The organism is Leptospira harrisiae, assembly GCF_002811945.1.
GTDB lineage: Bacteria > Spirochaetota > Leptospiria > Leptospirales > Leptospiraceae > Leptospira_A > Leptospira_A harrisiae.
On the sequence record NZ_NPDX01000001.1, the window covers coordinates 1,307,453 to 1,333,348 of the forward strand.

The 25,896-nt window shown below is 38.7% G+C and carries 25 protein-coding genes and 1 tRNA gene; 10 read left to right on the forward strand and 16 right to left on the reverse strand.

Annotation, left to right across the window (positions count from 1 at the left end):
• Positions 1-43 precede the first annotated feature (43 nt).
• Both CH364_RS05980 and CH364_RS05985 read right to left on the reverse strand, forming a co-directional pair.
• Complete coding sequence (locus CH364_RS05980) at positions 44-727, reverse strand: response regulator transcription factor (protein ID WP_100742638.1); 684 nt, start codon at positions 725-727, stop codon at positions 44-46.
• Positions 724-1,587 carry a sensor histidine kinase gene (locus CH364_RS05985; RefSeq protein ID WP_100742639.1) on the reverse strand — a complete coding sequence of 288 codons (864 nt, stop codon included), beginning with the start codon at positions 1,585-1,587 and terminating at the stop codon, positions 724-726. Before CH364_RS05985 ends, CH364_RS05980 begins: the two co-directional genes overlap by 4 nt.
• 128 nt (positions 1,588-1,715) lie before the next feature.
• Between CH364_RS05985 and CH364_RS05990 the strand changes: the two genes are divergently transcribed.
• The 3 genes from CH364_RS05990 to CH364_RS06000 all read left to right on the forward strand — a co-directional run bounded on the left by CH364_RS05990 (position 1,716) and on the right by CH364_RS06000 (position 5,132).
• Positions 1,716-2,780, forward strand: coding sequence for a class I fructose-bisphosphate aldolase (locus tag CH364_RS05990; protein ID WP_100743437.1), 1,065 nt, complete (start codon positions 1,716-1,718; stop codon positions 2,778-2,780).
• Positions 2,781-2,784: 4 nt separating this feature from the next.
• On the forward strand, positions 2,785-4,509 hold the full coding sequence (locus tag CH364_RS05995; RefSeq protein ID WP_100742640.1) for a 4-alpha-glucanotransferase: 1,725 nt from the start codon (positions 2,785-2,787) through the stop codon (positions 4,507-4,509).
• A gap of 80 nt (positions 4,510-4,589) precedes the next feature.
• Positions 4,590-5,132: an Mpo1 family 2-hydroxy fatty acid dioxygenase gene (locus CH364_RS06000; protein WP_100742641.1), complete on the forward strand. Its 543-nt coding sequence runs from the start codon at positions 4,590-4,592 to the stop codon at positions 5,130-5,132.
• A gap of 95 nt (positions 5,133-5,227) precedes the next feature.
• Here CH364_RS06000 and CH364_RS06005 read toward each other — a convergent pair whose 3' ends face one another.
• The 6 genes from CH364_RS06005 to CH364_RS06030 all read right to left on the reverse strand — a co-directional run bounded on the left by CH364_RS06005 (position 5,228) and on the right by CH364_RS06030 (position 12,519).
• The gene (locus CH364_RS06005; RefSeq protein ID WP_100742642.1) at positions 5,228-6,001 is read right to left on the reverse strand and encodes a helix-turn-helix transcriptional regulator; all 774 of its coding nucleotides are present in this window, start codon (positions 5,999-6,001) and stop codon (positions 5,228-5,230) included.
• Between the two features lie 136 nt (positions 6,002-6,137).
• Positions 6,138-7,247 carry an alpha/beta hydrolase gene (locus CH364_RS06010; protein ID WP_100742643.1) on the reverse strand — a complete coding sequence of 370 codons (1,110 nt, stop codon included), beginning with the start codon at positions 7,245-7,247 and terminating at the stop codon, positions 6,138-6,140.
• 16 nt (positions 7,248-7,263) lie between these two features.
• Positions 7,264-8,388, reverse strand: coding sequence for a M23 family metallopeptidase (locus tag CH364_RS06015; protein WP_165779484.1), 1,125 nt, complete (start codon positions 8,386-8,388; stop codon positions 7,264-7,266).
• 17 nt (positions 8,389-8,405) lie between these two features.
• On the reverse strand, positions 8,406-8,810 hold the full coding sequence (locus CH364_RS06020) for a bactofilin family protein (RefSeq protein WP_002974102.1): 405 nt from the start codon (positions 8,808-8,810) through the stop codon (positions 8,406-8,408).
• Between the two features lie 59 nt (positions 8,811-8,869).
• A complete protein-coding gene (locus CH364_RS06025) occupies positions 8,870-11,422 on the reverse strand; it encodes a penicillin-binding protein 1A (protein ID WP_100742644.1) in 2,553 nt (850 codons plus the stop codon).
• A gap of 26 nt (positions 11,423-11,448) precedes the next feature.
• Positions 11,449-12,519: a zinc dependent phospholipase C family protein gene (locus tag CH364_RS06030; protein ID WP_100742645.1), complete on the reverse strand. Its 1,071-nt coding sequence runs from the start codon at positions 12,517-12,519 to the stop codon at positions 11,449-11,451.
• 57 nt (positions 12,520-12,576) lie between these two features.
• On the opposite strand from CH364_RS06030, the gene CH364_RS06035 reads away from it, so the two are divergent.
• Both CH364_RS06035 and CH364_RS06040 read left to right on the forward strand, forming a co-directional pair.
• Positions 12,577-13,845, forward strand: a complete 1,269-nt coding sequence (locus CH364_RS06035; protein ID WP_100742646.1) for a diaminopimelate decarboxylase — start codon at positions 12,577-12,579, stop codon at positions 13,843-13,845.
• On the forward strand, positions 13,842-14,546 hold the full coding sequence (locus CH364_RS06040) for an IspD/TarI family cytidylyltransferase (protein WP_100742647.1): 705 nt from the start codon (positions 13,842-13,844) through the stop codon (positions 14,544-14,546). The genes CH364_RS06035 and CH364_RS06040 overlap by 4 nt, the downstream gene beginning before the upstream one ends.
• Here the strand turns inward: CH364_RS06040 and CH364_RS06045 are convergent.
• The 3 genes from CH364_RS06045 to CH364_RS06055 all read right to left on the reverse strand — a co-directional run bounded on the left by CH364_RS06045 (position 14,529) and on the right by CH364_RS06055 (position 16,635).
• Positions 14,529-15,623, reverse strand: coding sequence for a PilZ domain-containing protein (locus CH364_RS06045; RefSeq protein WP_100742648.1), 1,095 nt, complete (start codon positions 15,621-15,623; stop codon positions 14,529-14,531). The genes CH364_RS06040 and CH364_RS06045 overlap by 18 nt on opposite strands.
• Before the next feature lie 89 nt (positions 15,624-15,712).
• Positions 15,713-16,216, reverse strand: coding sequence for a Crp/Fnr family transcriptional regulator (locus tag CH364_RS06050; RefSeq protein WP_100742649.1), 504 nt, complete (start codon positions 16,214-16,216; stop codon positions 15,713-15,715).
• Complete coding sequence (locus tag CH364_RS06055) at positions 16,213-16,635, reverse strand: cyclic nucleotide-binding domain-containing protein (RefSeq protein ID WP_100743439.1); 423 nt, start codon at positions 16,633-16,635, stop codon at positions 16,213-16,215. The genes CH364_RS06050 and CH364_RS06055 overlap by 4 nt, the downstream gene beginning before the upstream one ends.
• A 118-nt stretch (positions 16,636-16,753) precedes the next feature.
• Here CH364_RS06055 and CH364_RS06060 point away from each other — a divergent pair.
• Positions 16,754-16,835 (forward strand) — tRNA-Leu (locus tag CH364_RS06060).
• A gap of 480 nt (positions 16,836-17,315) precedes the next feature.
• Here CH364_RS06060 and CH364_RS06065 read toward each other — a convergent pair.
• Positions 17,316-18,254, reverse strand: coding sequence for a hypothetical protein (locus tag CH364_RS06065; protein ID WP_100742679.1), 939 nt, complete (start codon positions 18,252-18,254; stop codon positions 17,316-17,318).
• Positions 18,254-18,688 (reverse strand): hypothetical protein, encoded by a 435-nt coding sequence (locus CH364_RS06070; RefSeq protein WP_100742680.1) that lies wholly within the window; start codon positions 18,686-18,688, stop codon positions 18,254-18,256. The genes CH364_RS06065 and CH364_RS06070 overlap by 1 nt, the downstream gene beginning before the upstream one ends.
• Before the next feature lie 483 nt (positions 18,689-19,171).
• Here CH364_RS06070 and CH364_RS06080 point away from each other — a divergent pair, with 483 nt between their 5' ends.
• Both CH364_RS06080 and CH364_RS06085 read left to right on the forward strand, forming a co-directional pair.
• On the forward strand, positions 19,172-19,993 hold the full coding sequence (locus tag CH364_RS06080; RefSeq protein WP_100742682.1) for an AraC family transcriptional regulator: 822 nt from the start codon (positions 19,172-19,174) through the stop codon (positions 19,991-19,993).
• Between the two features lie 70 nt (positions 19,994-20,063).
• Positions 20,064-20,537, forward strand: a complete 474-nt coding sequence (locus tag CH364_RS06085; RefSeq protein ID WP_100743440.1) for a VOC family protein — start codon at positions 20,064-20,066, stop codon at positions 20,535-20,537.
• 92 nt (positions 20,538-20,629) lie between these two features.
• Here the strand turns inward: CH364_RS06085 and CH364_RS06090 are convergent, their stop codons facing one another.
• Positions 20,630-22,513, reverse strand: a complete 1,884-nt coding sequence (locus CH364_RS06090; protein ID WP_165779486.1) for an FG-GAP-like repeat-containing protein — start codon at positions 22,511-22,513, stop codon at positions 20,630-20,632.
• 101 nt (positions 22,514-22,614) lie between these two features.
• Here CH364_RS06090 and CH364_RS06095 point away from each other — a divergent pair, with 101 nt between their 5' ends.
• Together CH364_RS06095 and CH364_RS06100 are read left to right on the forward strand one after the other, a co-directional pair.
• The gene (locus CH364_RS06095) at positions 22,615-22,800 is read left to right on the forward strand and encodes a hypothetical protein (protein WP_125178660.1); all 186 of its coding nucleotides are present in this window, start codon (positions 22,615-22,617) and stop codon (positions 22,798-22,800) included.
• Between the two features lie 196 nt (positions 22,801-22,996).
• On the forward strand, positions 22,997-23,755 hold the full coding sequence (locus CH364_RS06100) for an SH3 domain-containing protein (RefSeq protein ID WP_100743442.1): 759 nt from the start codon (positions 22,997-22,999) through the stop codon (positions 23,753-23,755).
• Here CH364_RS06100 and CH364_RS06105 read toward each other — a convergent pair.
• Positions 23,730-25,223, reverse strand: a complete 1,494-nt coding sequence (locus CH364_RS06105; protein WP_100742684.1) for a hypothetical protein — start codon at positions 25,221-25,223, stop codon at positions 23,730-23,732. The two genes, CH364_RS06100 and CH364_RS06105, sit on opposite strands and share 26 nt — an antisense overlap.
• Positions 25,180-25,890, reverse strand: a complete 711-nt coding sequence (locus CH364_RS06110) for a VanW family protein (RefSeq protein WP_100742685.1) — start codon at positions 25,888-25,890, stop codon at positions 25,180-25,182. The genes CH364_RS06105 and CH364_RS06110 overlap by 44 nt, the downstream gene beginning before the upstream one ends.
• Between the last annotated feature and the right edge of the window lie 6 nt (positions 25,891-25,896).

The following is a 25,896-nucleotide window of genomic DNA, read 5'->3' on the forward strand; positions in this document are numbered from 1 at the left end:
CTTAAAAGTATCGGTAAAACGGGCAGATTCCCTAATGGGATTCTTATTTTAGAGGGAAGACTTCTGCCACCCATTGGTACCCGACACCCCGGACATTTCGGATGGATTCTTCTCCCAAAGCATCCCGAAGTCGTACAATTGCATTGTCTATGGTCCTTTCTGTAGGAAAACTTTCTTCTCCAACAATATTGTCTAAAATTTCCGAACGGCTGAAGACCTTTCTCACATCGGAAAGTAGGAGTGCGAGGAGGGCACAATCACGTTTGGAAAGTAAAACAGAAGACCCATCTGCTTGTTTTACAAGGAAGGAATCTAGGTGGATTTCCGACTCGTTCATTTTCCATTTTTGTCCGAAGTGTGGGCGAGTTTGGGCAACCACTCGTTCCAGTCGGATCAGAAATTCTTTTAAGTGGAAGGGTTTGGGAATGAATTCAGCGGCCCCAAGTTCAAATCCACGAAGTCTTTCTTGGGCACCTGCTTGTGCAGTGAGAAATAAAAAGGGGATATCTTTTTCTTTGGATAAAAACATTTCCGCTAATTGGAATCCGTTCCCATCAGGGAGTCGCAAATCAAGAACCACCAAATCAAATTGGTTGGGTGAAAAAAGAGTCTCCGCTTCTTGGGCAGTTTTCGCCCACTTAACTCTATACCTGTCTTGTTCCAATCTTTCTTTTAAAGTTTCCCCAAGGCCTTCGTCATCTTCCACAAGCAAAATTCTTGGTTTCATGGAACCTCTTTTAAAATCAGTTTAACCTGAAATCCGGACGAACTGTTCGGAAATTCAAGAGAACCTTTCATTTTTTCAATCAATTTTTTAACAATATACAATCCAATCCCACTCCCACTGGTTTTGGAATGACGTAAAAAAGGAAGAGTGAGATTTTTTTTATTACCGCTAAATCCACTACCATCATCTTCTAAAAGAAAAGAAATTTGTCCTTTATCTTTTGCGACAGTGAGTTTGATGGAGTTTGCTTTGCCATGGCGTTTTGAATTTTCACTTAAGTTCTTTAACATTGCAAAAAATGCTTTTTTATCGATATATACTTTGGTTTCTTTAGGAATCAGTACCTTCCAATTGAGGTCTGGTTCGTGGTGAGAATAGGATTCACATAAATCAGAAATGGTGGTTACTTCTAAATATAAGGATTCCCCTTGCATTAGACTTGCGAGATAAAATGCATTTCCCATTTGGGATTCAATGCGTTGGTTTTCTTTCCAAATTTTTTCCAATTTCTTTTTTAGGTCTGGTTCTTTTGTATTTTCCAAAAGTACTTCGATTTGCAACTGTAAGCTGGCAATGGGAGTTTTCATTTCGTGAGTGACAGTAGAAAAAAAATCAGAAATGAGTTTGGAACGTTTGTGGTCTCTATAGGAAAGAATCGCCAGAGTCACTCCACCGAGTGTGAGCATAGAAAGAAAAAAAGATCCTTCTAGTTGCAACATCCGATTGACTCGGTTGAGTTCCACTTGCCTTGCGTCGCTGATAGAAATTTCCGAAATGGTTTTGGCTTGGCGAAACCCCAAAATCCACCACCACACACCCAAAGAGAGTGTAAGGAAAAGCCAAGCAAGGGAAAAAAACATTCGAAATTGTGCTGATCCTCTCAATTTTGCCTCTCGATTCAAGTTAAGGCCAAGCGGATGGACGACGAGCAAAAAAAGGTGTTGTCACATTGGAAGAACCCGAGAATTTATTTTTTAGGAGAACAACTTTGAACTTCGACGAAATCTCGAAACATCTTGGAAACGACGCGGAATCCCTACTTGGATTCAAATCCCCAAAAATCGCTAAAGAATTAATTCACGTACCAGGCTCAGACTGGGTTGATAGAATTTTTGCTCCCACAGACAGGTCTATACCTGTGCTTCGTAGCATCCAAACCTTACTTGGAAGTGGTCGTCTCGGTGGAACTGGTTACGTATCCATCCTTCCGGTTGACCAAGGAATTGAACACTCTGCAGGTGCATCATTTGCAAAAAACCCTATTTACTTTGATGGCGAAAACATCATCAAATTGGCTATTGAAGGTGGTTGTAACGGTGTGGCAACGACCCTTGGAGTTCTTGGATCGGTTGCAAGAAAGTATGCTCACAAAATCCCTTTCATTTTGAAAATCAACCACAATGAACTTCTCACTTACCCAAACAAAAGTGAACAAATCCTTTTTGCTACGGTAAAACAAGCATATGACCAAGGTTGTGTTGCGATTGGTGCTACCATTTATTTTGGTTCCGCTGATTCAGGTCGTGAAATCGTTGAAATTTCGAAAATCTTTCAAATGGCTCACGAACTTGGAATGGCAACCATCCTTTGGTGTTATGTAAGAAACAATGCTTTCAAAAAAGATAAAGACTACCATGTTTCGGCTGACTTAACAGGACAAGCAAACCATTTAGGTGTGACTATCCAAGCGGATATCATCAAACAAAAGTTACCTGAAAACAATGGTGGATACAACGTACTCAACCAAGAGTCTTCTTATGGTAAAACAGACAAACGTATCTATACAGATCTTACTTCTGATCACCCGATTGACCTCACTCGTTACCAAGTAGCAAATTGTTATATGGGAAGAGCAGGGCTCATTAACTCTGGTGGAGCTTCTGGGGAAAATGACTTACAAGATGCAATCAAAACTGCCGTGATCAACAAACGAGCTGGCGGAATGGGTCTCATCTCTGGAAGAAAAGCTTTCCAAAAACCAATGAAGGAAGGGGTTGCATTACTCAACGCCATCCAAGACGTATACCTATCGAAAGAAATCACAGTCGCTTAAAGACTTGAAATTTTTTGAAAATGTAAAAAAAAGAAGGGCAGGGGTACTTGTATCTCTGCCCTCAATCGTTTCTGAGCGTTCTTTTGAATGCGGAGACATTTATAGTTTATACCCACTTTGCAATTGGGCAAAAGATGTGGGTTTTAGTATCATTCAATTGTTACCTTTAAATGATACTGGATTTGGGTATTCACCTTACAGTGCTATTTCCGCCTTTGCCATTGATCCTCTTTATATATCCCTATACAAACTAGGTTTTAAAACTTTATCTCGCAAACGAGAAATTAAGTTTCTTCACAATCATCCTAACCGCATTCGTAACCTAAAATTAGATATCATTCGTAAGTTTTATTTAGAAAATCAAAAAGAAGCAATGAGTGAGGCCACTTACTTTTTGGAAAAACATCCTTGGTGTTATTCCTATGCAGCCTTTCGATTATTGTATGAAGAATTTAAAGGAATCGGTTGGTGGGAATGGCCCAAGGAATTCATTGATCCAAACAAAACCAAAGAATATATATTTACAAAAAAAAGGGAAGAGGCTCTTTTTTGGGTGTATTTGCAAAAAATCGCCTATGATCAGTTATCTGAAGTAAAAACTCATTATGAAGATGTGGGTGTGTATTTAAAGGGTGATATGCCCATCCTAACTTCCCGAAATTCTTGTGATGTTTGGGAACATCCTGAATTTTTTATTATGAATTTACAAGCTGGTGCTCCTCCAGATGATTTTTCGAAAACTGGTCAAACTTGGGGATTCCCGGTTTTAAATTGGGAAGTATTAGAAAAATCAAACTATTCTTGGTGGAAAGATCGTTTGTCTTATTTGGAACATTTTTTTCATCTCTATCGCATTGACCACGTGATAGGAATGTATAGGATTTGGGCCATTCCAGCAGAAGATACTACAGCCCTCCAAGGTTGGTTCCATCCACAATTTGGAATTGCGACCGAAGAATTTATCAAAGAGGGTTTAGATCCAAAATTCTTTGAGGACTTGGGGCTGATTCATGAATTCATTCCCGATCATTATATTTTTTATTGGGATTTTTGGAAAAAAGACGGGTACCAAGGTTTAGATGAGGAGATCAAAGCCAAACTATTTCCTTTATCAGAATTACACATTGCAGAAGAAGAAAAACATTGGAGACAGTCTGGAGAAAGGATATTAGAACTTTTTGAATCTTTTTCTTCGATGATTCCTTGTGCAGAAGATTTGGGTTCTGTTCCTTCTTTTATCCGAGATTCGTTATTTGAAAGACAAATGATCGGAATTGATGTGGTTCGTTGGACAAGATCCTTTACAACAGGTGAGTTCATTCCTGAAGAATTGTATAGAGAAAATGCGATTTCAGTTTTATCAACACATGATACGAGTTTGGCTCTCGAATGGTGGAAATCGGAAGGAGATAGGGAATCCAAACTCCAATTTTTCTTTGACCGATTGGGAAAACCAAGGCCAAAAACAGACGAGGAAATACTACTTGGACTTCTGCAGTTTGTGTTCCAAACTAGTAGTCTTTTTTCTATTCAGATGTTTCAGGATTTGGCACTTGGGGTTCCAAGTGTTTTGGAAAGTCCAGAAAAACACAGGATCAATTTACCTGGTTCTCCCGACCATTCCAATTGGACTTACCGGTTCCCCGTTCTCATCGAAGACTTCGCCTCTGATTTCAAACGCAACCTCCTAGTCCGCAAGCTCCTCTTGGATTCTGGCCGAAATTCTTAATTTTTTAGAATGATGACAGATTCGTTCAAGTCGGATACTAGAAGGTCTGATAGCATAAGATTTTACACCGGAGGTCTCCTTTGAGATTTGCAAAAGAAATGGCGTTTTACTCCGCCTACCACCAAGAAAAACGAAATGTATTGATCCACGTGTTGGGTGTTCCTACAATCACCTTCACTTTGTTTGTTGTGTTAAGCCGTTTTTCACTTTTTGAATACAATGGTTTTCACGTGTCTGCATCCCTAGTCTTTACATTGGCTGTGCTTGGTTACTATTATACTTTGGATGTTCTATTTGCATTTGTGGCGACTCTCGTTTTTGGAGGGTTGTATGTAACCTCCGAGTGGATCACAACGCAACTTCCTGCAAATACAGCCTGGACAATTTTTGGCCTTGGCCAAGTGATCGGTTGGGGAGCACAGTTTTACGGACACTTTGTGTTCGAAAAGAGTAGGCCTGCCCTTTTTGATAACTTGTTCCAAGCTTTGGTATCGGCTCCTCTGTTCGTTGTAGCGGACGTGTTTTTTGAACTTGGATACCGAATGGATTTAAAAAATGCAGTCGACGCAGAACTAAAACAAAAAGGTGTTTGGAAAGACTTTAGTGTTCGTAAGGCAGCTTAATCGATAAGTTGTTAATTCGATTTGAATTAGTAAGAGCTAGGTGATTATTCTTTCACCTGGTTCTTCATTAAGATTTCAATTTTCTATTCTACTTTTTAATCTTCGCAAAAACAAACCTTACTCAATGATTGTCCTCCTAAAAATAATGAGGGTTTCACTCCAAACATCTTTTTAAATGTTCGAGATAAATGAGCTTGGTCGCTGAAACCAGCTGCATGAGATGCAGTGGTCAAGTTTTCTCCTACTTGTAAAAGTTTTGCGGCGATATGAAGCCTTTGCCATAATAAATACTGCCTCAGTGGGATTCCCATATTGTCCTTGAACAAATGCATAAACCGATCCGTAGAAATTCCTGAAATTTCAGAAAGTTCATTGAGAGTGACAGGATTAGGAATTTTTTCTTTAATTTTCTGAATTGCCATTTCAATTCGTTCATCATATTTTTTAGACATAGTTTCAGAACCAAGTAAAGAAAGGATCTGGTTGTAAATGGATCGTGCAGTATTACAATTTAAACTTTCACCAAACAGTGGATCGGCGATTGATTGTATTTTGGATCTAATTTCTGACTCAATTGTTTTTGGGGACTCATCTATGATGATACGTTTGTATTCATCAGATTTTGGATCGAGTTGTATGATGACCATTTCCGAATGAGATGCGTCCAACCGATGGTAAAAATTGGGAGGGATGACGATTCCTTGGGACACAATGACTTCATTGGATTTTGTAAATAATTGAAAAGGAGAACCAAGAGAAACTAGAATGGATACAGCATAGTGAGAGTGAGGTTCTGTCACTATACCTGTTGTTCCGAGGAGAATTCGTTCTCCAAAGTAAAAAAGACTTCCTTTTCTTTTTGAATCCATATACTAGAAAAATTCTAAGAACCATTCTGAAAAAGGCAAGGAATATCGAATGAAAAAAACATTTTTGATAGCGACTTGCACCACTCAAAAACAAACCGAGCCTTAAACTCTGGGGAAGATCTGGTTGTTCCTTAAGTTATTTTCTAAGAACAAAATTTTCCCCATTTTTCGGTCCAGATTTTCGGATAAAGAGCCTTCGTTCTACTGAGACACCAAGTAACACTTGATAGATGTCTGTCAGAATGGGTCTTGATGAATAATATCCATGACCAAGTCCACCCACACCTAAAACGGGATCATCTACTTCGTTGACATTGATCACATCCACACCAGAATATTTAAAACACATTCCCGCACGAGGGGCACCATTGACTTTCTGAGAAGCAACGAGGGCATTGTCTCCTGGGGAACAATATAAAGTAACACGTTCAGAAGATTTTGTTAAATCTGATAGGATTGATTCAAATTCATTTTTATCAAAGTCGGGAGCATTCAAAATGAGTTCTGATAAAAATTTACTTTTCCCTTGTTTGGATAGTGCTGCCACTGAAGGTAAAACCACTTGGTGGCCCATGCTATGTACGACTAAATGGATTTTTTTGCCAAGGCCTGTGATATCATTTAAGAACTTAGCAAAGGGTTCTCTGTTTATTTTAGCTTCTGTAAAGTTTAAATCGTAAGTGGATTTCACCATCACTTGACCGAGGATTCCTGCGTCCGCTCCTGCTGGCCAAGAGTAAACCACGACTTCTCCAGGAAACTTTAAATCATATTTGATTTGTCCAGCGCGAAGTACGGCTTCATCAAAGTTGACGTTGAATCCATGCACAAAAACTAATACTTCATCGGAAGCTGAAGATTTGATTTTAGTTATAAACTCTCGGTCGTTTGTATTGATACGGCCTTTGAATTGAAAAAACTGGTTTTTGTCTTGGGCATTGTCTAAAGAAATGTCACCAATAAAATGTTTGGAAGGAATGTTGACCAAACAAATTCCGTAATGAGGATTGATATCAGTAATAAATCCAAAACTTGCAGTATCGCAATTGTCTTTCACAGTCATTTCCCGGCGAGTGGTGACAAAATGAACATTGAGAATTTTGGTCTCATCAAATGGATCTACAATGCGTTTGTTGATTTGTTCTCCAATCTTTGGGGAACAAGATACAAATATGGATACTAAAAATAAGTTACAAAAGAATATTAGGAAAGCTGAATGTTCGATTTTTTGATTACTTTTATGCATAGGTTTTTAATCCGTTTTATTTGTATGAAAATCCTTTGATGATTTTGGTCGGGTTAACGTTTTTACCATCTTTGATGACTTCGAAATGTAAATGAGGTCCAAAACAATATCCCGTACAACCTGACCGCGAGATGACTTTCCCAGCACTCACATAATCACCTTCTTTTACGAAAAGTTTAGAATTATGAGCATACAAGGTTTGGTAGTTATCATCATGAGTGAGGATGATCGCATTTCCATATCCACCCATCCAACCGGAATAGGTGACTTTTCCTTTTCTTGCTGCATATACAGATTCATAATTGGCCCGTAGATCAAGTGCCATATGGAATTTGTATTGAGGATAAGATCTAGTTCCCCAACCAGAGGTGATGACTTTGGATACAACAGGAATTCTCCAAACAGGACCAGTTTCTGGAATCACAGCTCCAGGGAGGAACACCTTCTGTCCTGATTTGAATAGATCATAATCTTCTAATTGATTTTCAGAATAAATGTCATCTATTTTTACTTTGTAGTAGTCAGCTACTTTTGCTAGTGTATCCCCTTTTTTTAATTTATAAACTAACCCTTGTTTGTTCGGGATGTTTAAAATTTGACCGGGTAGGATTGATACTTCAGGATGAATTCCCGAACTCCCCGCAATGGATTCGGCGGACACTTTGAACCTACGAGCAATATCAGAAAGGGTTTCGTTTTTTTTGACTTTGTATTGGGTGACTTTTAGTTTTTTGTTTTTGTTTTCTGCCAAAGCATCCAAATCCGCAGAACGAAGGATGGCCATTTTTTTATCTTCTGTTTCTTGTAGATATTTGGCATCCGCAAGTTTTGCTTCTTTGTCTTTGATATCGTTTTCTTCTACCTCAGTGGACATACTAAGGAATTCTTTTTCCATCAAACTTTCTTCATAAGTTTGTTTGTCGACGATGATTGATAAAAAGAATGCTAAGATAAAAGAAGAAGCGAGTAGTGGGAGAATACGATAACGTTTGCGATTGAGATCGATTGTGCCATGTAAAACACTAGATTGTGATTGGAGATTGTAAAAATACTTACCAGGAGAAACTTGGATGACGTTTACGTTTCCCCAGCGTAACACATGCTTACCGATCGTAGACTTTTCCGGAGATCGAAGTAGCATGTGTTAATAGGGACTGGTTAATCCTTGGTATCTAAGGATTTTATACCACCAAAGGATTCTTCTACAATCTTACGAACGTCTTTTTTCTGACCGCCTGTGATTGTGATATTTCCCTTTGCAACTACACCTTTTTGAAGTTCTAAGTAAGGAGCTGTAATATCACCTAACATTCGTCCTGTACCTTCGAGTTTTACTTCGTTTTCTGCCTTGATGTTTCCAATGAGGGTACCAGATACAATGACTTCTCTTGCGCTAATGTTAGTTTTAACTTTACCGGTTTCTCCGATGACAAGTGCATCTTCCGTTTTGATATCACCTTCGAATTTTCCATCGATTCTGAGTGAACCTGCGATATAAAACTTACCTTCAAATATCGACCCTGGTCCGATAACGCTATTGATGGAATCCTTACCTATTGCCATTCCTGCTCCTTTTCCCCTTCTGTGAGAATCAAAATTTTCGGTCTTCTTGACAAGCCTTTTTAGTAGTCGATTTCCTCATCCCCGCTAAAGACCGATTTTTTTCGTTTTGGCGGTTTGGAAGAGGTGGGTTGTTTTTCTACTTTTTCCGTTTTTTTCTTTTCTGAATGTGTTGTTTGGGCCGAAGGCTGACTTGGCCTTGATTCCACTACATTCCATGAAGAGCCATGGTCATTACAAACCTCTTTTGGAGCTGTTTGTGGGATGAAATACTCTTCAAATAGGTCATGGCATTGGGATCCAGGCAGTTTTCCTGACATGCGGCAGACGGTTTTTTTGGTGACTTTGACGTCAACGAGCCAAGGAAAATCGATTGCTGGTTCACGGTCGAGGGCTCTTGCCATAAACCTACCCCAAACGGGAGCAGCCAATTTCCCACCAGTCATCCCTCGTCCGAGAGATATCGTACCTACATCATACCCAAACCATACTGAGGTCACAAGTTCGGGAGTGTAACCCACAAACCAAGCGTCTCGAAAGTTATTGGTGGTTCCCGTTTTTCCGTATGCTTTGCGACCAAGTCCATAAGATAAAACCCCACGACCTGTTCCTTCTTCAACTACGTCTTTCATCATGGAAGTGATGAGAAAAGCTGCTTCTTTGGAAATGATCTGTTTTCGATCATCTTCATCATAGTCATTACGAAAGTCTTTGATGACTTTGCCTGCATTGTCTTCTACATACAAAACGGAAATAGGATTTACTGTTTTACCACCGGAGGCAAGGGCTGCGTATGCTCTTGTGAGTTCATAAGGTGTGAGTTCAAAGGATCCGAGTGACACACTAAAATTATAAGGAATGTCTCGGCCTGGTAGTTGTAATAGGCCTCGCAAACTATCCATTAGGTGAGAAAGTCCCACTTGTTCTAAAACTCGAACCGCCACAGAGTTTTTAGATTGTTCTAATGCCTTTCTGAGTAAAATAAAACCAGAGTATTCGCTACTATAGTTTTCCGGCGCCCATTCATCGCCATCCTCCATAAGATATTGGAGAGGAGAGTCGGCAAAAAGAGTAGCAGGTGTTACATTTTTTTCTGGATCTGGATTTTTCCCAGAGTAGTCCATTGCAGCTGCGTAAAGGATGGGTTTAAAAGCAGAACCAGGTTGGCGAAAGGCTTGGAAGGGACGAATCTGTTGGTTGTCCGAACGAAATCCTGACCCACCCACAAGAGCTGTGATGTAACCAGTTTCTGGGCGAATGGCTATGAGAGAACCTTCTACAGGAAGGAGATGGTCTTTAGTCGTTTGTGAAGTATAGTTTTTATCAATCAAATCGCCTAAATAATCATCGCCAATAAGTAAATTCAAAGTAGCGAACTCGTCACGTATATCTTCCTGGTAAGCAGAAGAAAACGTACGTTCTGTTCGGGAGATATGAAATTTAAAATCTGGTAGGTCATACAAATCTGCAATGAGAGAATACCCACTTCCATACAAATCATCAAAGGCATCAATGTTTCGAAACGCCCTTTGGTTGGATTCGATGGTTTGTCTTTGTAGGGCTGGTAAGAGCGCTTTTTCTGCTTCTTCTTGGTGGCGGATTTGGATGGTGGAATAAATTTTGAGTCCACCATTGTAAAGGCGTCCTGAACCAATGGAACGAATCAGGTTTTTTCTTATGTATTCTGTGACATAAGGAAAGCGGTTCAACCTGTCAGAAAATGCAGAATCATTCGGAGAACGATTTAAATTTGTATAATATTCTTGCAGGCTTGCATATTCCTTTTCTGCATCTGCAACAGACATCCTTCCATTTTCGACTAACTTACGAAATACGACTCGAACCTTGTTCATACTAGAGACAGGATTGACTATGGGACTAAACTGCGTCGGTCTTGTAGTAAGACTGGCAAGTATTGCCGCCTCTCCCCAAGTAACGTCTTGGACTTCCTTACGAAAGTAAAACCGAGACGCCGCACCCACACCGATGGTTCCATGCCCAAGAGGGATTTCGTTTAAATACACTTCCAAAATTTTATCTTTAGGAAAAACAAGTTCGAGTAAAATGGCAAGCCAGGCTTCACGTGCTTTTCTTGCGATCGATCTTTCAATGGATAAAAATTTGAGCCTTGCTACTTGTTGGGTGATGGTGGAGGCACCTTCCTTGACTCGGCCCGCCATTAGATTCACAACAAAAGCACGAGCGATCCCTTTTAAATCAATTCCATTGTGTGAGTAAAAGGAGTTATCTTCTGTGGATAAAAAACATTGGATGACCTTATGCCGATTGTCAGCAGATAAAGTATTTTCTTCAGGTTTTAATTGTTCTAATCGAACAGGAATTCTTGAAAATTTATAATACTCGGCAATGGGTTCGTATTCCCCTTTGTCATTTAACCCATATAAGGTGGATGGGATATCGTAAACGGCAGCTTCTTTTAGTTTAAAAAAGTCTTTTACTGAACCTGTGAGTAAAAAAACATTCAAAGCCCCAAAGGCAAAAATAGCAATGGTGGTGTTTCTTAATTTTTTGTCTCCGGTCCAAATCCTTTCTGTAACAATTCGAAACCAAATGATAAAATACTTTTCAAAGAGCCCAACGGGTTCTTGTTTCATACATTTCCCTTAACTTTAAATCCAGATCAAACGAGTGGAGAAAATTCCTTCATATGGTCGATTCCGTGGTAACGGAGACCGGTATCCAAATTGTAACCACCGAGAGATTCCAGAATTTTCGATCTGCTTTCCGGAGAAAAACTATATTCGTAGGCTCTCGTTAAAATTTCTTTGCAGGCCTGGCTTGCTTGGTTCAAAAGTTCAATAAAGGAGTCGTTAAACTTTCGTTTCGGGTCAGCCGGATAAAACCATTCCCTTTTTTCATCATTCATGATCTTGGGATTGATATTTTCGAGAGCTGGCAACATGAGAACACTGGCATTGTATTTATGAAAGGTCAGCGTATCCACTACACTGACTAGTCCGCGCATGAGTGTACTTCTCGAGTCCAAAGTGGAGGTAAATCTATAAAAACCTAAATAAGATTCGTTTAGAATGTCACCAGGAATGATTTTTTTTTCGGAACCTAAATAGGAGGTAGCAAACTCTTCTGGATAAGTTTCCTTGATAGATTGTAACCAAAAATTCCAAAGTACAGGATCCATTTTGTTTTTAATGCCTACCGTTCTGTGGCGGATATCAATGTATTGTGGGAAATCATATTCTCTGGCACTCATTCCCCAGCGGTGGTTGATGAGAAGGGTATCCAAACCAAACTCAACCTTCATATGATTGACTTGGGCTTGGTAAGAGATCTTTTTATCGTTATTATAATAATCCCCAGAAATATAAAAGATATAGGGATGGGTTTGGATGTCTACCACGCAGTGACAAATATACCCTAAAGTAAAGGCAAGGAAACGGTCCCTATAGAGTCCCATTTCTGTATCATGCACTTGGTTAAGAAAACTTAATACCAGTTCGGCCACTCGGTCATGGTGGGCAAGATCACCAAAGAAAGCTGCCTTCTTTGTACGTTTAGGTTGTAACACGTGATAGAAGTAAAAGATATCAGGAGCCACGGCACCTAGGTTGGCGTAAGAGGCAACATCGGGGCGTGAGAGTAATGCGGCCATCTTGCGTTGGGTTGCATTTCCATGTTCCAAATGTTTTTTCACTTGGGAGAGCGCTTCAATATGTGTAATCTTTCCTGCCATTTTCTACTTTTTTGACTTTATGGAATGGAACCTATTGAAAGGTTTATCTTAAATCCTATGACATCAATCGAAAAACTAAAGTTTTTGAAAGAAGACCAAGTACGGTCTTTAGCAAATGAATTCGGCACGCCACTCTTTGTCTATTCCGAGAAAGAAATTGAACAAAAATGTGACGAGGCTTTGGCATTCCCGAATGCTTTCGGCTTACAAGTCCGTTATGCCATGAAGGCAAATCCCAATTCCAATATCCTTCAGATCATGAAAAAGAAAGGCATCCTCATTGATGCTTCCTCAGAACATGAAGTAGTGCGTGCCCTCCACTTTGGATTCAAACCAGAATCCATTATGCTCACCTCCCAAGAATTTCCCAAGGCCTTTGAAGAACTCATTGGAAAAGGGGTAAAGTTCAATGCTTGTTCTCTTCGCCAACTCGATGCCTTCGGAAAGGCCTTCCCTGGAAAGTCTGTCTCCATTCGTTTCAATCCGGGCCTTGGTTCAGGTCATACCAAAAAAACCGATGTAGGGGGAGTCACATCTTCCTTTGGAATTTGGCATGAAAAACTCAACGAAGTTAAAGCCATCGTAGAAAAATACAAAATCGTTGTGGAAAAAGTCCACACTCATATTGGTTCGGGAAGTGACCCAGAAGTTTGGAAGGCCGTTGCTAAATACACATTAGAATATGCGGAAGCATTTCCAAGTGTCACTGTCGTCAGTCTTGGTGGTGGATACAAAGTGGGAAGAATGGAAGATGAAAAATCTACCGACTTACAAAAGATTGGTGCACCAGTAAAACCTCAATTTGAAGAATTTGCAACAAAACATGGAAGAAAACTGATTTTAGAAATTGAACCAGGAACCTATCTCATCGCACTCTGTGGAGCACTTCTCACAACCGTGGACGATCTAGTGGACACTGGTCCTAAGGGTTTTCATTTTATGAAACTGGACACAGGTATGGATTCGAACACCAGACCTTCGTTATACGGTGCAAGACACCCACTTGTCACTGTAAAAAAAGATGGCGGTGTACCAACATCTAATCAGGAATATGTGGTGGTTGGCCACTGTTGTGAGTCAGGTGATGTTTTCACTCAGAAAGAAGGTGGTGAACCCATGACTCGACTTATGGGCGAAGCCGAAATTGGTGACTATGTTGTGATGGAAGCTGTAGGTGCATATTGTTCCAGTATGTCCACAAAAAACTACAATAGTTTTCCTGAGACGGCAGAAGTTCTACTTCGTACGAACGGTGAAGGAAAACTAATTCGTAAAAAAGAACCAGTATCGGAAATCTTTAGAAACGAAATCAGTGTTGTCGAATGAACAATTTGTACGCTGTCCTACTTGCGGGTGGGACGGGAACTCGAATGGGAACGGAAGTTCCCAAACAGTTTTTAAAAATAAGAGGTGAGTCCCTTCTCAGGCACTCTGTCAAACGATTCCGAAAGTTTGGTCTTGTTAAATCCATCACTGTAGTTTCTCATCCTGATTGGATTTTGGAAACGGAAAAAGAGTTGGATGATTTATTGGAAGGGAATGATCAAATTGTATCCGGTGGAGAAAGTCGCCATCTGTCTACGTTATGTGGAATCCAATCCATTTCCTATGATACAAAAGATATTTTTTTTATCCATGATGTGGCAAGACCCAACTTCAAACAAAATGAACTCTATCAATTAGTGGAACAAACAAAAATATTTGGTGGAGCAAGTTTAGTCGCAAAATCGACAGAGAGTTTGGTTCGTGTCCGAATCCATACAAATTATACGGAAGAACCATTAAAAAGAGATGAAGTGTATTCGGTTAAAACGCCGCAGTCGATTGCAGGGTTTATGATCAATGAACTGATTGCAGAGGGACTTGATGGGGATATGAATAAACATCCGACAGATCTTTGTACTTGGATGGGAAAACGGAGAGTAGGGATTGTCGAAACCGATTACCACAATATCAAAGTGACAAGTCCTGGAGATGCAGAACTTGCCGACTCATTGTTTTGGCTGGACTTACCGGCCGTGGAATAATTTAAAACGTTGTTTCCAAATCCAAATGCGAAACAAGTTTTTGTTTTCGATGGTATCGATTTGAATTCCAAATCCACTTGGTTTTCCGTATTTGCCTTGAGGGTTAGACCAACGTACAACACCACCTACTGAAATTTCCCCTGATCTTGTTTGAATTTTGACATTACAAATTTGATTTTGTTCTAAAACGGAACTAGTTCCAATGTACAAACCTTCCATGGACACATTCAGTAAGGTTCCTTGGTGCAAACGATTGTCTTTACTGGAAAAATTGACTGGATTGGAAACTGGGTATCTCGGTGCAAATACCCTTGCAAGGAAAGCTTCATAGATTTGTTTTTCTTCCCTTTGGTTGATTGGAAAATACAGTTGGACACCGGCAATTTCCGAACCATCATTCTCTTGGTCGATACGAACGATCTTTGCTTGGACCGAAATCGAAACAGGTTCTCTATTTTCCTTTTCTAATTTTAAAAGTAGGTTGATGGGGTCTCCCACTTTTAAGAAATGATGAGCTGGGATGGGAATGAGAATTCCGTTTCTGGAGATATTGATGGTCTGTCCGTCACCTTCTCGTTCGCCGTCAGAGTTGGTCCAGTGAAAAGGAATGGGATGGGTTTCTCGGTATTTGGTTCTCCATCCACGACGTTTCCCACTGAGGTAAGGGGCTGCAATTTCTCTGCGCAAAAAATAAAACACAATTCCAAGTAAGAGGGTGGTTGTCACCATGTTCCATATAATATCTGCCGTATGGATGCGGATACCTGCGAGAAAGATCTTTTTGCCAAGTGCGACGGATAGAACCATCCAAACGTTATATGTAAGAATAAGGAATGTAAAAAAAAGGAAAAGGTAGTATCCAAATTTTTTCTTCGTTACCAAGCCATAGGCAATGATGGCACTAAGACCTGAAAGAATATATTGTAATGGCTGAATTCTAGAGAGAATCATTCCAAAATGGTCTAGATCAAGATCGTATAACGATGCAGTGATCAAAACGTTTAAAAATGGGACAGCAAAAAAGCCAAGGGTCACCAGTAGAACAGGGATGGGGTAATTAAAGAACCGCAAAGTCACCCGCAAATCAAATTCGATTTTAGGGATTTAGTCAACTTATTTTTGAAAGGAAAGGGAGAGAGGCTTCGTATCTCCCCTAAAACTTTTGATTAAGGACTATCTGAATCTTGTGTTTTGTCCTCATTGGTGATGACGGATTCTGTGGTGATTTGCTCCCTTTGTAAGGAAGGCATTCCGTTAATCAGAATATGCAATTCTTCTTGTTTTTCTGAAATCAAATCTTCTACAGCAGTTAGGCGGTTAATTATACTATGCAAAATAACAGAAAGAAATCCTGGGCTTTCTTTCCCCATGGCCAAAAAGATATCTTTCGTAATGGTTCCCACTTTGGTGTCTTCTGCGGAGGCTACAACAGTGGCAGCTCTTGGTGAGGGATACACCAAAGCCATTTCTCCAAAGAACTCACCGGGTTTGATGTCCCGAACATATTGGTCTTCTCCTGACGCTTTTCGTTTGAACACTTGGAGTCCACCGGCAAAAACAAAAAACATCTTTCCATTACAATCTTCTCCTTCGGAAAATACTTTGGTTCCCTCGGAGAAGTGATCGATTCGCACTTCGTTAATGTACTTTCGTAAGTGGTCAACGTTCATTTCTCATCGTCCTTTTTGATTTCTTCTAATAATTTGTCGAGTTCGGTAAGCCTTGCTTCTGCTCTATGGAGTTTTTCCACAGTGCTTTTAGTGAGTTGGTATAAAAAATGTGTATTGATACGGGCCAATTTTTCGAACTGCTCCTCTCTTAAAATTCCTACCCGAGCGTTGGTCGATACCACGCTGATGGTCATGGCCCGGGGTCTTCTTGTCAGAAGTGATAATTCTCCAAAAAATTCACCTGGACCAAGTCCTTTGATGACTTCTTGGCTTCCATCTGGCAGTCGTTTGGTGACCGCAAACATCCCACTCATGACACAATACATACTTCCATCATGAGGATCTCCTTCGCGAAAGATCATATCCCCTCGCAAATACACCTGCGTAGAGATATTTTGCATAAATTCCAAAATGTTCATGGGAGTTGTCCTATTCTTATCTGACATTAGAATAAATTTTCAAAACAAAGGCAAGTGAATCACAAAATCGCACTAGACAGATTTCCCTAGTACAAAAACCTGCTTATACAACCACAATGCGGGCGTGGCGAAATTGGCAGACGCACCAGATTTAGGTTCTGGCGCCGAGAGGCGTGGGGGTTCAAGTCCCTCCGCCCGCATAACAACCTTTCCTTAAAATCAATCATAACATTCAAATTGATATAAACCAATGGACTTGAACAGTTCCCTGAGGCTGAAATGAATGCGACCAAAGGATGTGTTTGCAGCGAAAGAGGCAAGTCTCGGAGCAAGGTCGATATTCTACTCTAGTCTATACTTTTTTGATTGATCATTGATACTGAGTGTATCAACCGATGAATATTGTATGCAGAATAGAAGATGTAATGATTCGGTCTCTAGGAAAAATAAATTTTGACTCACTGTTCTCAATTTGGAAGATCAAAAGAACAAATATGATAGGCTTTCTTTGACAAGGTGATACCCTTCGCTAGAGACTGCGTGCGGAAATCCTCTTGCGTTCGCAAAAGATTGGAGCGTTAAGCAAGGTCGCACGATTCAATTAAATTTCCGTCCACCAAACGATGACGAGGCAACAAGGTGCTGTTGCTAAATGACAATCATTTGGAATTGTAACGGAATCATTGCTTATAAAAATAATGCACTTCCTGTTGAACCAAGAAGTTTTCTAAATACAATTGGCAATCAGAACGATATAGGTATCTAATGCGGACATTCCAAAAATAGATACCTGGGCTTAATGATTGTAAATCGATTGTACACTTTATATCGCTACAATCAGAAGTTTTTTCGATGGTTTCAAATTTTTGGCTTTTTGAAATGTCAATTTTATAATTTTGAAATTTACCTATATAAGATTCGCGATAGGCATATGCTCCATTGCCATTTTCTATTGGTGGATTGTCTGGGCTTGGACAATTTGTATTTCCGTTGGCAATTTCAACGGACAAAGGACTACTTTCATTGTTTCTGCCAATGAATATAAATTTAAAGGTAAATGAATTGCCCGGGATTTCTATTTCCTTTGGTTCTAATTGGATAATTTTATCATAAGCAGAGCCAAGTAGAACTATGATATCCTGAATGTTTGATCTTCCATGCGGAAAGGAAGTATTGAGTAAGGCAAGGCATGGCAATACTAAAATACAAAATTTCTTCAGAACTGACTTTTGAAAAAAGATGCCTATTTGATTGAAGATATAAATACTAAGAATCAAAATAGGCAAGAAAACCAAATCAGATTTGTCTGCTAAATTTAAAGTTTCGTTTGAACCAATCAACACATAGAATTGATTGTTGGAATCTTGTGATAGATTGATCCATATAAAAATAAGATTTGTGAAAAGGAGTGAAAACAAAAAGATTTTTTTTGGATTTTTCTTTTTGGTAAACAGAGAAAAAATTCCGGTAAGGATGAGCGGAGTGAAAACAAGTCCAATCACGTCAGAAATTTTTCCAGTGATCCATCCGGGAAATAGAACTTTAAAAATGGAATCGTTTGCAATCCAGAGAAGGCAGAAGACATAGAATAAAATATTTTGGCTGTGGTATTTAAACATTAAAAGTTTCCATAAAACGGTTTTTCAAATTCGAAAAATAAGGCCACTTTGAAATTACAGTTTAACTTACGATTAGTGGCAATATGGAGGATCATTTCAGAGACCGCCTGTGTTGTGTTTTTGGAATATGATGGGCAGGGGATTGCAAGAATACTTCGCAAACAAGCACTGACTGCTCTTTTTTCATAGTAAATACTTTGGTTTTTGGAGTCGGGGTTTGGATCTTCATCATTTCCCAGTTCTGAAAAAAAATAAGATTGGAATCCTTCGAATTGACAACTTAAGGTTTTGATTGTTGTGTATGTTGCAATTTTGTCTTCCGTTTCTTTTTTGGAGATGGTGAGACTTGTATTTGGATTGTCTATGGGAAGTCTGCATGCAAAAAGAAAAACTAACGAAAAAACGATGATTAGGCTGGTATTTGAATGATTCATTCTGCTTTTTTGCTATTGATCGAATTTTTTTGATTTCAGTCGATGTTTTATTTTTAGGGAATAGCTCTTTTGTTTTATCACCTAACGGAAATTGCGATTGTTTCTGGATTTGCTATGTCTGTCTTTTTTTTGAATGGTTGACATCACCTTAGTATTCGTTTACGTTAGGATTGGATTTTTTTAAAGTTAAATAATTATATGCGCTTTCAAAGTTCGAAGATTTATTTGTTTGGAATTGTATTGATGCTTTTATGGGTTACGGCTACTATCGGATGTAAGCCAACTGAAGATTCAGGTGTAGGCTCGAGGTCTTGTTCGGAAGCAATGAAATTGTTTCAGGCATGCAATATCCTGAATGATAATAACACGACGGCTTGTAAAGTTCAGTGGGATGGTGTGGTTTTGTCTTGCGGAATGATGTAAAGGTTTTGGAGAGTTTAAAGTATTTTAAAGAATGAAGAATTTCCTTAAAGAGAGATTAGTTTGATTTACGAAACATTTTCTCCGTCACCTGGTTTGAGTTCTTTGATAAAATGTTTTTGGACATTGATTGTAGAGGATTCCACTCCCTATCCCAAACAAAGAATTGTTCCTGATGGTTGTATGGAATTGGCATTTAATTTTGGAGATCCAATTAAGCGGTTTACAAATGAAGATAATTTTATCATTCAACCTTGGGCTTGTTTTATCGGCCAAATCACGGAACCGTTTTATATAAAACCTACAGGATCAGTGAACACTTTTTCTGTCAGATTTTTTCCCTATGGAATTGCTAATTTTTTTGAAAAGCCAATGGATCATTATGCAAACAGGGAAATTTCTCTTGATCAATTGTTCGGATTCGACAATGCAAAAGACTTAGAGAATCAAATTCGCAAGGCTTGCGATACGATGACTCGCATACGTATCATTGAAGATTTTTTTAATGCAAAACTCAAAAAGCAAATTACTTCTGATCGAATCCTAAAAAATATCATCGATACCATTTTGCATTCTAAAGGAAATGAACTCATTGATTCCATTTTGGGTGATGAGGTTTTAAGCAGACGGCAACTAGAAAGAAAATTCAAAATACAAATCGGACTCAGTCCCAAAAAATTGGGAAAAATTATACGAATGCAAGCTGCATTCAAAATGCTAATCAACCGAGAATCCGAAAAATTAACGGAAATTGCATATGAAAGTAATTATTATGATCAAGCTCATTTTATTAAGGATTTTAAAGAATTTACAGGTTTAAGTCCAAAACAGTTGATTCGCGATGATGGAATGTTGCTTTCTGCATTATTCTACAAAAACGATTGAATTGTCGTTTTTTTACAATTTGTAGGCAACTTTATATTGTATCGTAATGGAATCAAAAGGACTGAGAAAAATGAAAAAATACATCATGACGACGATCATTTTATTTTGGGGATTGACTTCTTGTAAAGAAGAAAGTTTGTCTGGTGCATTGAAAGAGAAAGTTGGAGATAACAGTATGAAAAATACAATATCAATTGTGGAGATCCCTGTTTTGGATTTAACCAGAGCTGTCACGTTTTACAAAGCTATCCTGAATGTTACGATAGAAAGAATGAATATGGGTGATACGGAGATGGGTGTATTACCGGCAGAAGTTGGATCTGTCAATGTTGTCCTTGTAAAAGGAAAAGATTATAGTCCGACTAAGAATGGCGTATTGGTGTATTTGAATCTTGGGCATGACTTACAACCAGCTTTGGACCGAGTGGAGCAAAATGGAGGGAAAATCCTTTTGCAAAAAACCTTAATTGATACGGAGATGGGATACTATGCTTTGGTCATTGATTCCGAGGGAAACCGGATAGGGTTCCATTCCAAGAATTAAAGATTGGAGCGTAAAGCGCGGTCGCATAATCTTTGGATTTTTAGTCCACCAAACGATTGCGAGGCGCCAAGAGAGGAGAAAATAAATTCCTGTTATATAAGTCCAAAATACTTTTTTGTTTTAGAGATCAATACTAACAGATAACCTTCTGCCTTAATTCTCAACTCTGCAATCGTATTCCCCAAGGAAGTTCCTGCTGGAGGGGAAAGAGTTTGGTTTGTCACGCCTGTTCCATTTAAGTTTTGGCTTGCGGGAACACTACCTCGAATGCTATGAAAGGTATACACTCGATTGGTGGTCGTTGGTTCCGAGATGATGATGTCTTGGAGACCATCCGCATTGGTGTCTTGGAACTGAAGTCCCAAAGAAAAATTACGATTCGCAAGCGATCCTGAAAATAAACTATCAGCGGCTCCCCCGGCACTTAGGTTCATATTGCGAAATCCCGTGTTTGGATCATTTAACACTAGATAAACGTCACCGATTCCGGCACTTGCACCCGTAGATCCAATTAGTAAATCGGGGAATCCATCTCCATTGGTATCGCCCGAGGCTAGGTTTCCACCAAAAGAACAATTATTCGCATTGCAACTTGTTGTGGGTGGACCTAGGAATGTTGCAACCGGTGGATTCGGATAGGGACTTATGGGATCACATGTGGAATGGTATACAAAGACAATTCCTTGGTTGGAATTGAAGGCAGGTGACCCTACAGCAATGTCGATACAACCGTCGAAATTGAAATAATCTAATACAAAATTAGCTCCGAACTGGCAACCGTTTGGTCCTGGGCAATCGGATGGATCAATTGGAGCCACTAGAATTTGTTGAGGACTTGATGGTAGAAATCCGTGATTGGAAACAAATATATAGATTCTTCCCAAACTAGAGGAATACGTCGCTGCACCGACTACGAGGTCTAAAAAACCATCTCCATTGATATCTCCCGCATAAGCATAAGATCCGAAATTATCGTTTACTCCTGGTTTATAAGTAATATTAGCAGAATTTGTGTTTTGTGAACTGATGGCAGCTGGTCCTTGGCTATAAAAGATAAAAACTTCGTCATTCCAAGGGGAAGCAAATACCGCATCATCATAACCATCATGATTGACATCAGCTCCAATCACATTGGTTCCGAATCTCCCTGAATTGCTCACTCCATCGATAATGGCATCTGCGGTTCCTCCAGTATTTAGATTTTGAGATGGGATTCCTGATTGACCTTTACTAAGGAAAAGATAAGACTTACCGAAATAATTACCTACAAGATATGCTTGGGCTCCTACCATTACGTCCGCATATCCGTCACCATTGAAATCTCCTGATCCTATCCGAGAACCAAAGTAAGTTTGTGTGATTCCGTCCGTTAAACTCGTGTTTGGCGTTGAGTTGAGTAGTTTTGTATTTGGGTTTGTTGTGAATACATATCCATATCCTTGTGTTCCTGCAGCGACATTTGCCGATACAATCAAATCAGGATACCCATCTCCATCAGTATCATGATTGGTTCCCATTCGAACTTGGATGGTATTGGATCTTTCATAAGGAATGTGCGCATAGATAGTATGAAGGCTACCGTATGTCCAAAAAGTTCCCGTAATGGCTTTTGCCGGAAGGCCATACCTCCAGCTACCATTGACCACTGGCACTTGGGTCGGTGGCGCATCGTCAATGCCAACGTTTACAAAGGTAATGCCAGGGGGCGCTGTTCCCACAACAAATCCGGTTTCAACAATTGAATGGTTGGTTAAGTTAGAGATTGTAACAGAGGATTCTGGTAGAAGGAGTAAATACTGTGCAGGTGACCAACGTTTGAAAGGATCCTTATCAGAGCAGAGAAAATTGGAAAGCTTCATCAAACATTCAATTGGTGGGTGGGTGAGGGGATTGGCCCAACAATTGATTAGGAATAAAGAGATTCCTAGTGCTACTAGTCGTAAGTTCAGAATTTGGTTGGGAGTTCTAAATTTCATGACATAATACAACTAACATTGGATTGATGTTTTGATTTTAGGAATGGGAATGCAATAAATTATTGGGATTTACAAAGAAAAATAAACTGGAAACAGGTTCTTTGATTCGCTATAAGAAGTTCAAAGGCAAGGGATTTATAGATGATTCGGTTTTTTGGGTGGAAACAGGGGAAAATATAAACCAGGAAGGATCCGAGGTAATGAAGGTTTTAGAGAGTGATTCCATACAGGAAATTGCAAAAAATAGTTTGGATTCAGAAGTTACAGCAGGTTTCATCGGAAATTAATTGCCTATGGTCATCGATAAACTTAAAAGGAGACAGAGGGGGGTATCACTTTTTCAGTTAACTTATTTGGTTAGTTTATTTACCAAATAGATTGCTATTCTGTTTGGTCCACCTAGTGAAAATTAGGTGGATATTCTGTTTTTTGAAATTACATTTTTTCTTGCCAAAATTACTCCCAAAAACCATTCTCACTTCCATGAAGAAATTGTTCCTTGTTTTCCTAACATCTTTGGTTTTGTTTCAGTGTAAAAAAACTCCTGCAATAGAAGTCGGTCAAACTGCATTTATTTCTGCGACAGTTCTTAACGCACGAAAAACTCCCACATTGGATGGGGAGAAGGTTGGAAAATTAAAACTTGGAGATCAGATCAAGGTCTTGGAACGATCGGAAAAGGATTTGGAAATTGACGGAATCACTTCCTACTGGTACCGGGTTCAATCTAATTTTGTTACTGGTTGGGTGTTTGGTGGGTATCTATCTCTTGAAAAAGTGGAATCAAGAGATGCCATGATTGCGGCAGTACAGGGAAATTTTGTATATTGTAAAATTCCTAATCGTGATGACTGTTCCAATACAATTGAGTTTGATGGAATCCGATTTGTTTACCGAGAATTCAGTAAATATTCCGGTATTAGTGAAAAATTAGAAGGTGTGTTCGATGTGTATTCTGACCATCTTGTTTTTGATTCAAAATCTAGATACATTCGTCCTTCCATTTTTATCCAATACCCTCAAACAGAGGAAGAACGCACTGCTTATTACAATGCCTATTATGAATTTACGAACTCAGATGAATATTTGGTTTCATTAAGTACTTATCCAGTTGCTGGAAAAGAAAATTTTTATTTTTACATTTGTAACGACAAACTCTTGTTACTGAGAGAGAAAAAGGAAAAAGAAGCGGCATGTAAAAGTGATTATGCTTTTACTAAATCGTCGTATTCTTCTTTTTAAAGGATTCATTTCTTAACATAGAATTCGTTCGATGAGTGTTTGGATTTTTCCAATCTAAAATTCTACTTTTTAATTCGGCAGGAAGTTGTGTCAAAAACTCCTGCCACTTTTCTTCTTCCAATACAGAATAAAAACCTGGCAAGTATTGGATCTTAACATCCTTTTTTAAATACTTTTCATATTCTTTGGCGGACACTCCGTACACAATTCGATAAATGGGTCTATTTTTGTGTTTTTCTTCTGGCAGAAAATGAAAAGCATCTCCAGCCTTATTGTAACAAATAAAATAATCAAACCCTTGGTGTACTATGATTAGTGTATTTGGGGGAAATTGGAATAAGGGGAGTAAAATCGAATAAAGTTTATAATCTTGGTTATTAAAATCTTTTTCTTTAACTATTGTAAACCATTGGTAGAAAAAAACAAACATACATAATATGATTTTGATCCGGTTCGATTTAATGTTGGAGAAAGAAGGTAAGAGGATAACCGTAGCAGGAATAAAAATTAATAAAAACAGCCGAAATGGAAAATTAAATGCGGTATAACTAAAAATTGGCAACGAAAGTAAAAAAAACAAAATAACCAGTTTGTCGTAGAATGATTGGGATTCTTTATTTAGTTTCGATCTTGTGATAAAATACACCAAAGGGGAAAAGAAGAATAGAATTTGTTCCAAAACGAATTCCGGAAAAATTTCAGAATATTTATAAAATGGAGAGAGGAATTGAAAATGTAAATCTTCGAATAAAACCGTTTTTAAGTCCTTCCAGTGTAAGACATTGGGGAAAAGAAAACTTATCCCAATCAAAGTTAGAGGCAAAACCAATAAGATTAGGATACGATATCGTTTTGAAAGTGGGACTTGTTTCCAAATCCAAGGTAATAATAGGAAAAAGGAAATTCCTGCCGTGATCTTATGGCTAAGAAAAACCAAAATAAAACTCAAAGCCAAGCGAAGATAATTGAATCGTTTGGATCTGTCAGTTGATTGTTCCAAAATCCAAAGCTCAGTTAAAAATATGATAAAAAAAACAATCCCACCTAGGTTTTTGATAAAGTTAAAACTAAAATGTGGAATAAACGATGATGAAATCAGAACCAAACCAAAAAGAATTGATGTAAGTTCATTTTGAGTTAAAAAAACCGCTAGTCGATATCCAGATAAAAACAAAAATCCAATCAGTAAGGAAACAAAAACTTTATTGGTAATTACGATGTTTGATCCTAGTTTTGAGAATAATACCATTCCATATAAGATAGGCGAGGAATCTGGGCTAAAGAATCTTCCTTTGGTTATATAGGAATTGACTTGGGCTGCATAATAGTATCCATCTGCTCCATATGCGAAGGCAGAACTCAATTGCACGGTTAGTTGCAAAGTTACGATTAGTAAAAAAATTAAGAAAACGAAACCAAACTTTTTATAATTTGTAATCATCTGAGGAACAAAGAATTGGTTTGCCATCTTCTTCTGATTCTAAGAAGACTTGGACATTCGAAAATCCATTTTTTTGTGATTGTTTGAAATATATTTTTTTTCGTTTGATCGGTTGTTGTGATTCGATTTGAAACGTGAGTTCGGATTCCATAAGTTCCCAAGAAAAACGGAGAGGAAACGAAAGAGAGTTTTTGATTCGCAAATCTTTTGAAGGATAAACGACAGATGCATCTGTCCCAAGTGGCGTAAACCTGGTTTCTTCCGTGTATAAATCACGCGAGTGGGGGAATCGTTCTAAAATTTCTAAACCAAGCTCTAATGAAAGATAATATATGATCCCTGACAATTGGCAAAGTCCACCGGCAATTTCTGAACCTACTTGCCCACCCCGAATGACACGACCTTCTTTGAACCCTTTTTTGATTGTGGGTTCACCTATTTCATACCAAAAAGAAAAGATTTTTCCCGGATACAAAACTTTATTGTTCATTGATTCAATGGCAATTTTAAGGTTTTGGAGTTTTCCTTCTTTGAATGGAGAAGGAAAGATCGGCAGCGTTAACTTTGTTTGTTCTGACCAAATTCCATTTTTACTGGTGTCAGGTTTTAAGCCGAATCGATACAAACCTCCCGTAAGGATTAAGACAATCCATCGTTTAAAAACCTTGGTTTTAAGTTTTATTCGGTGAATCAATGTTTG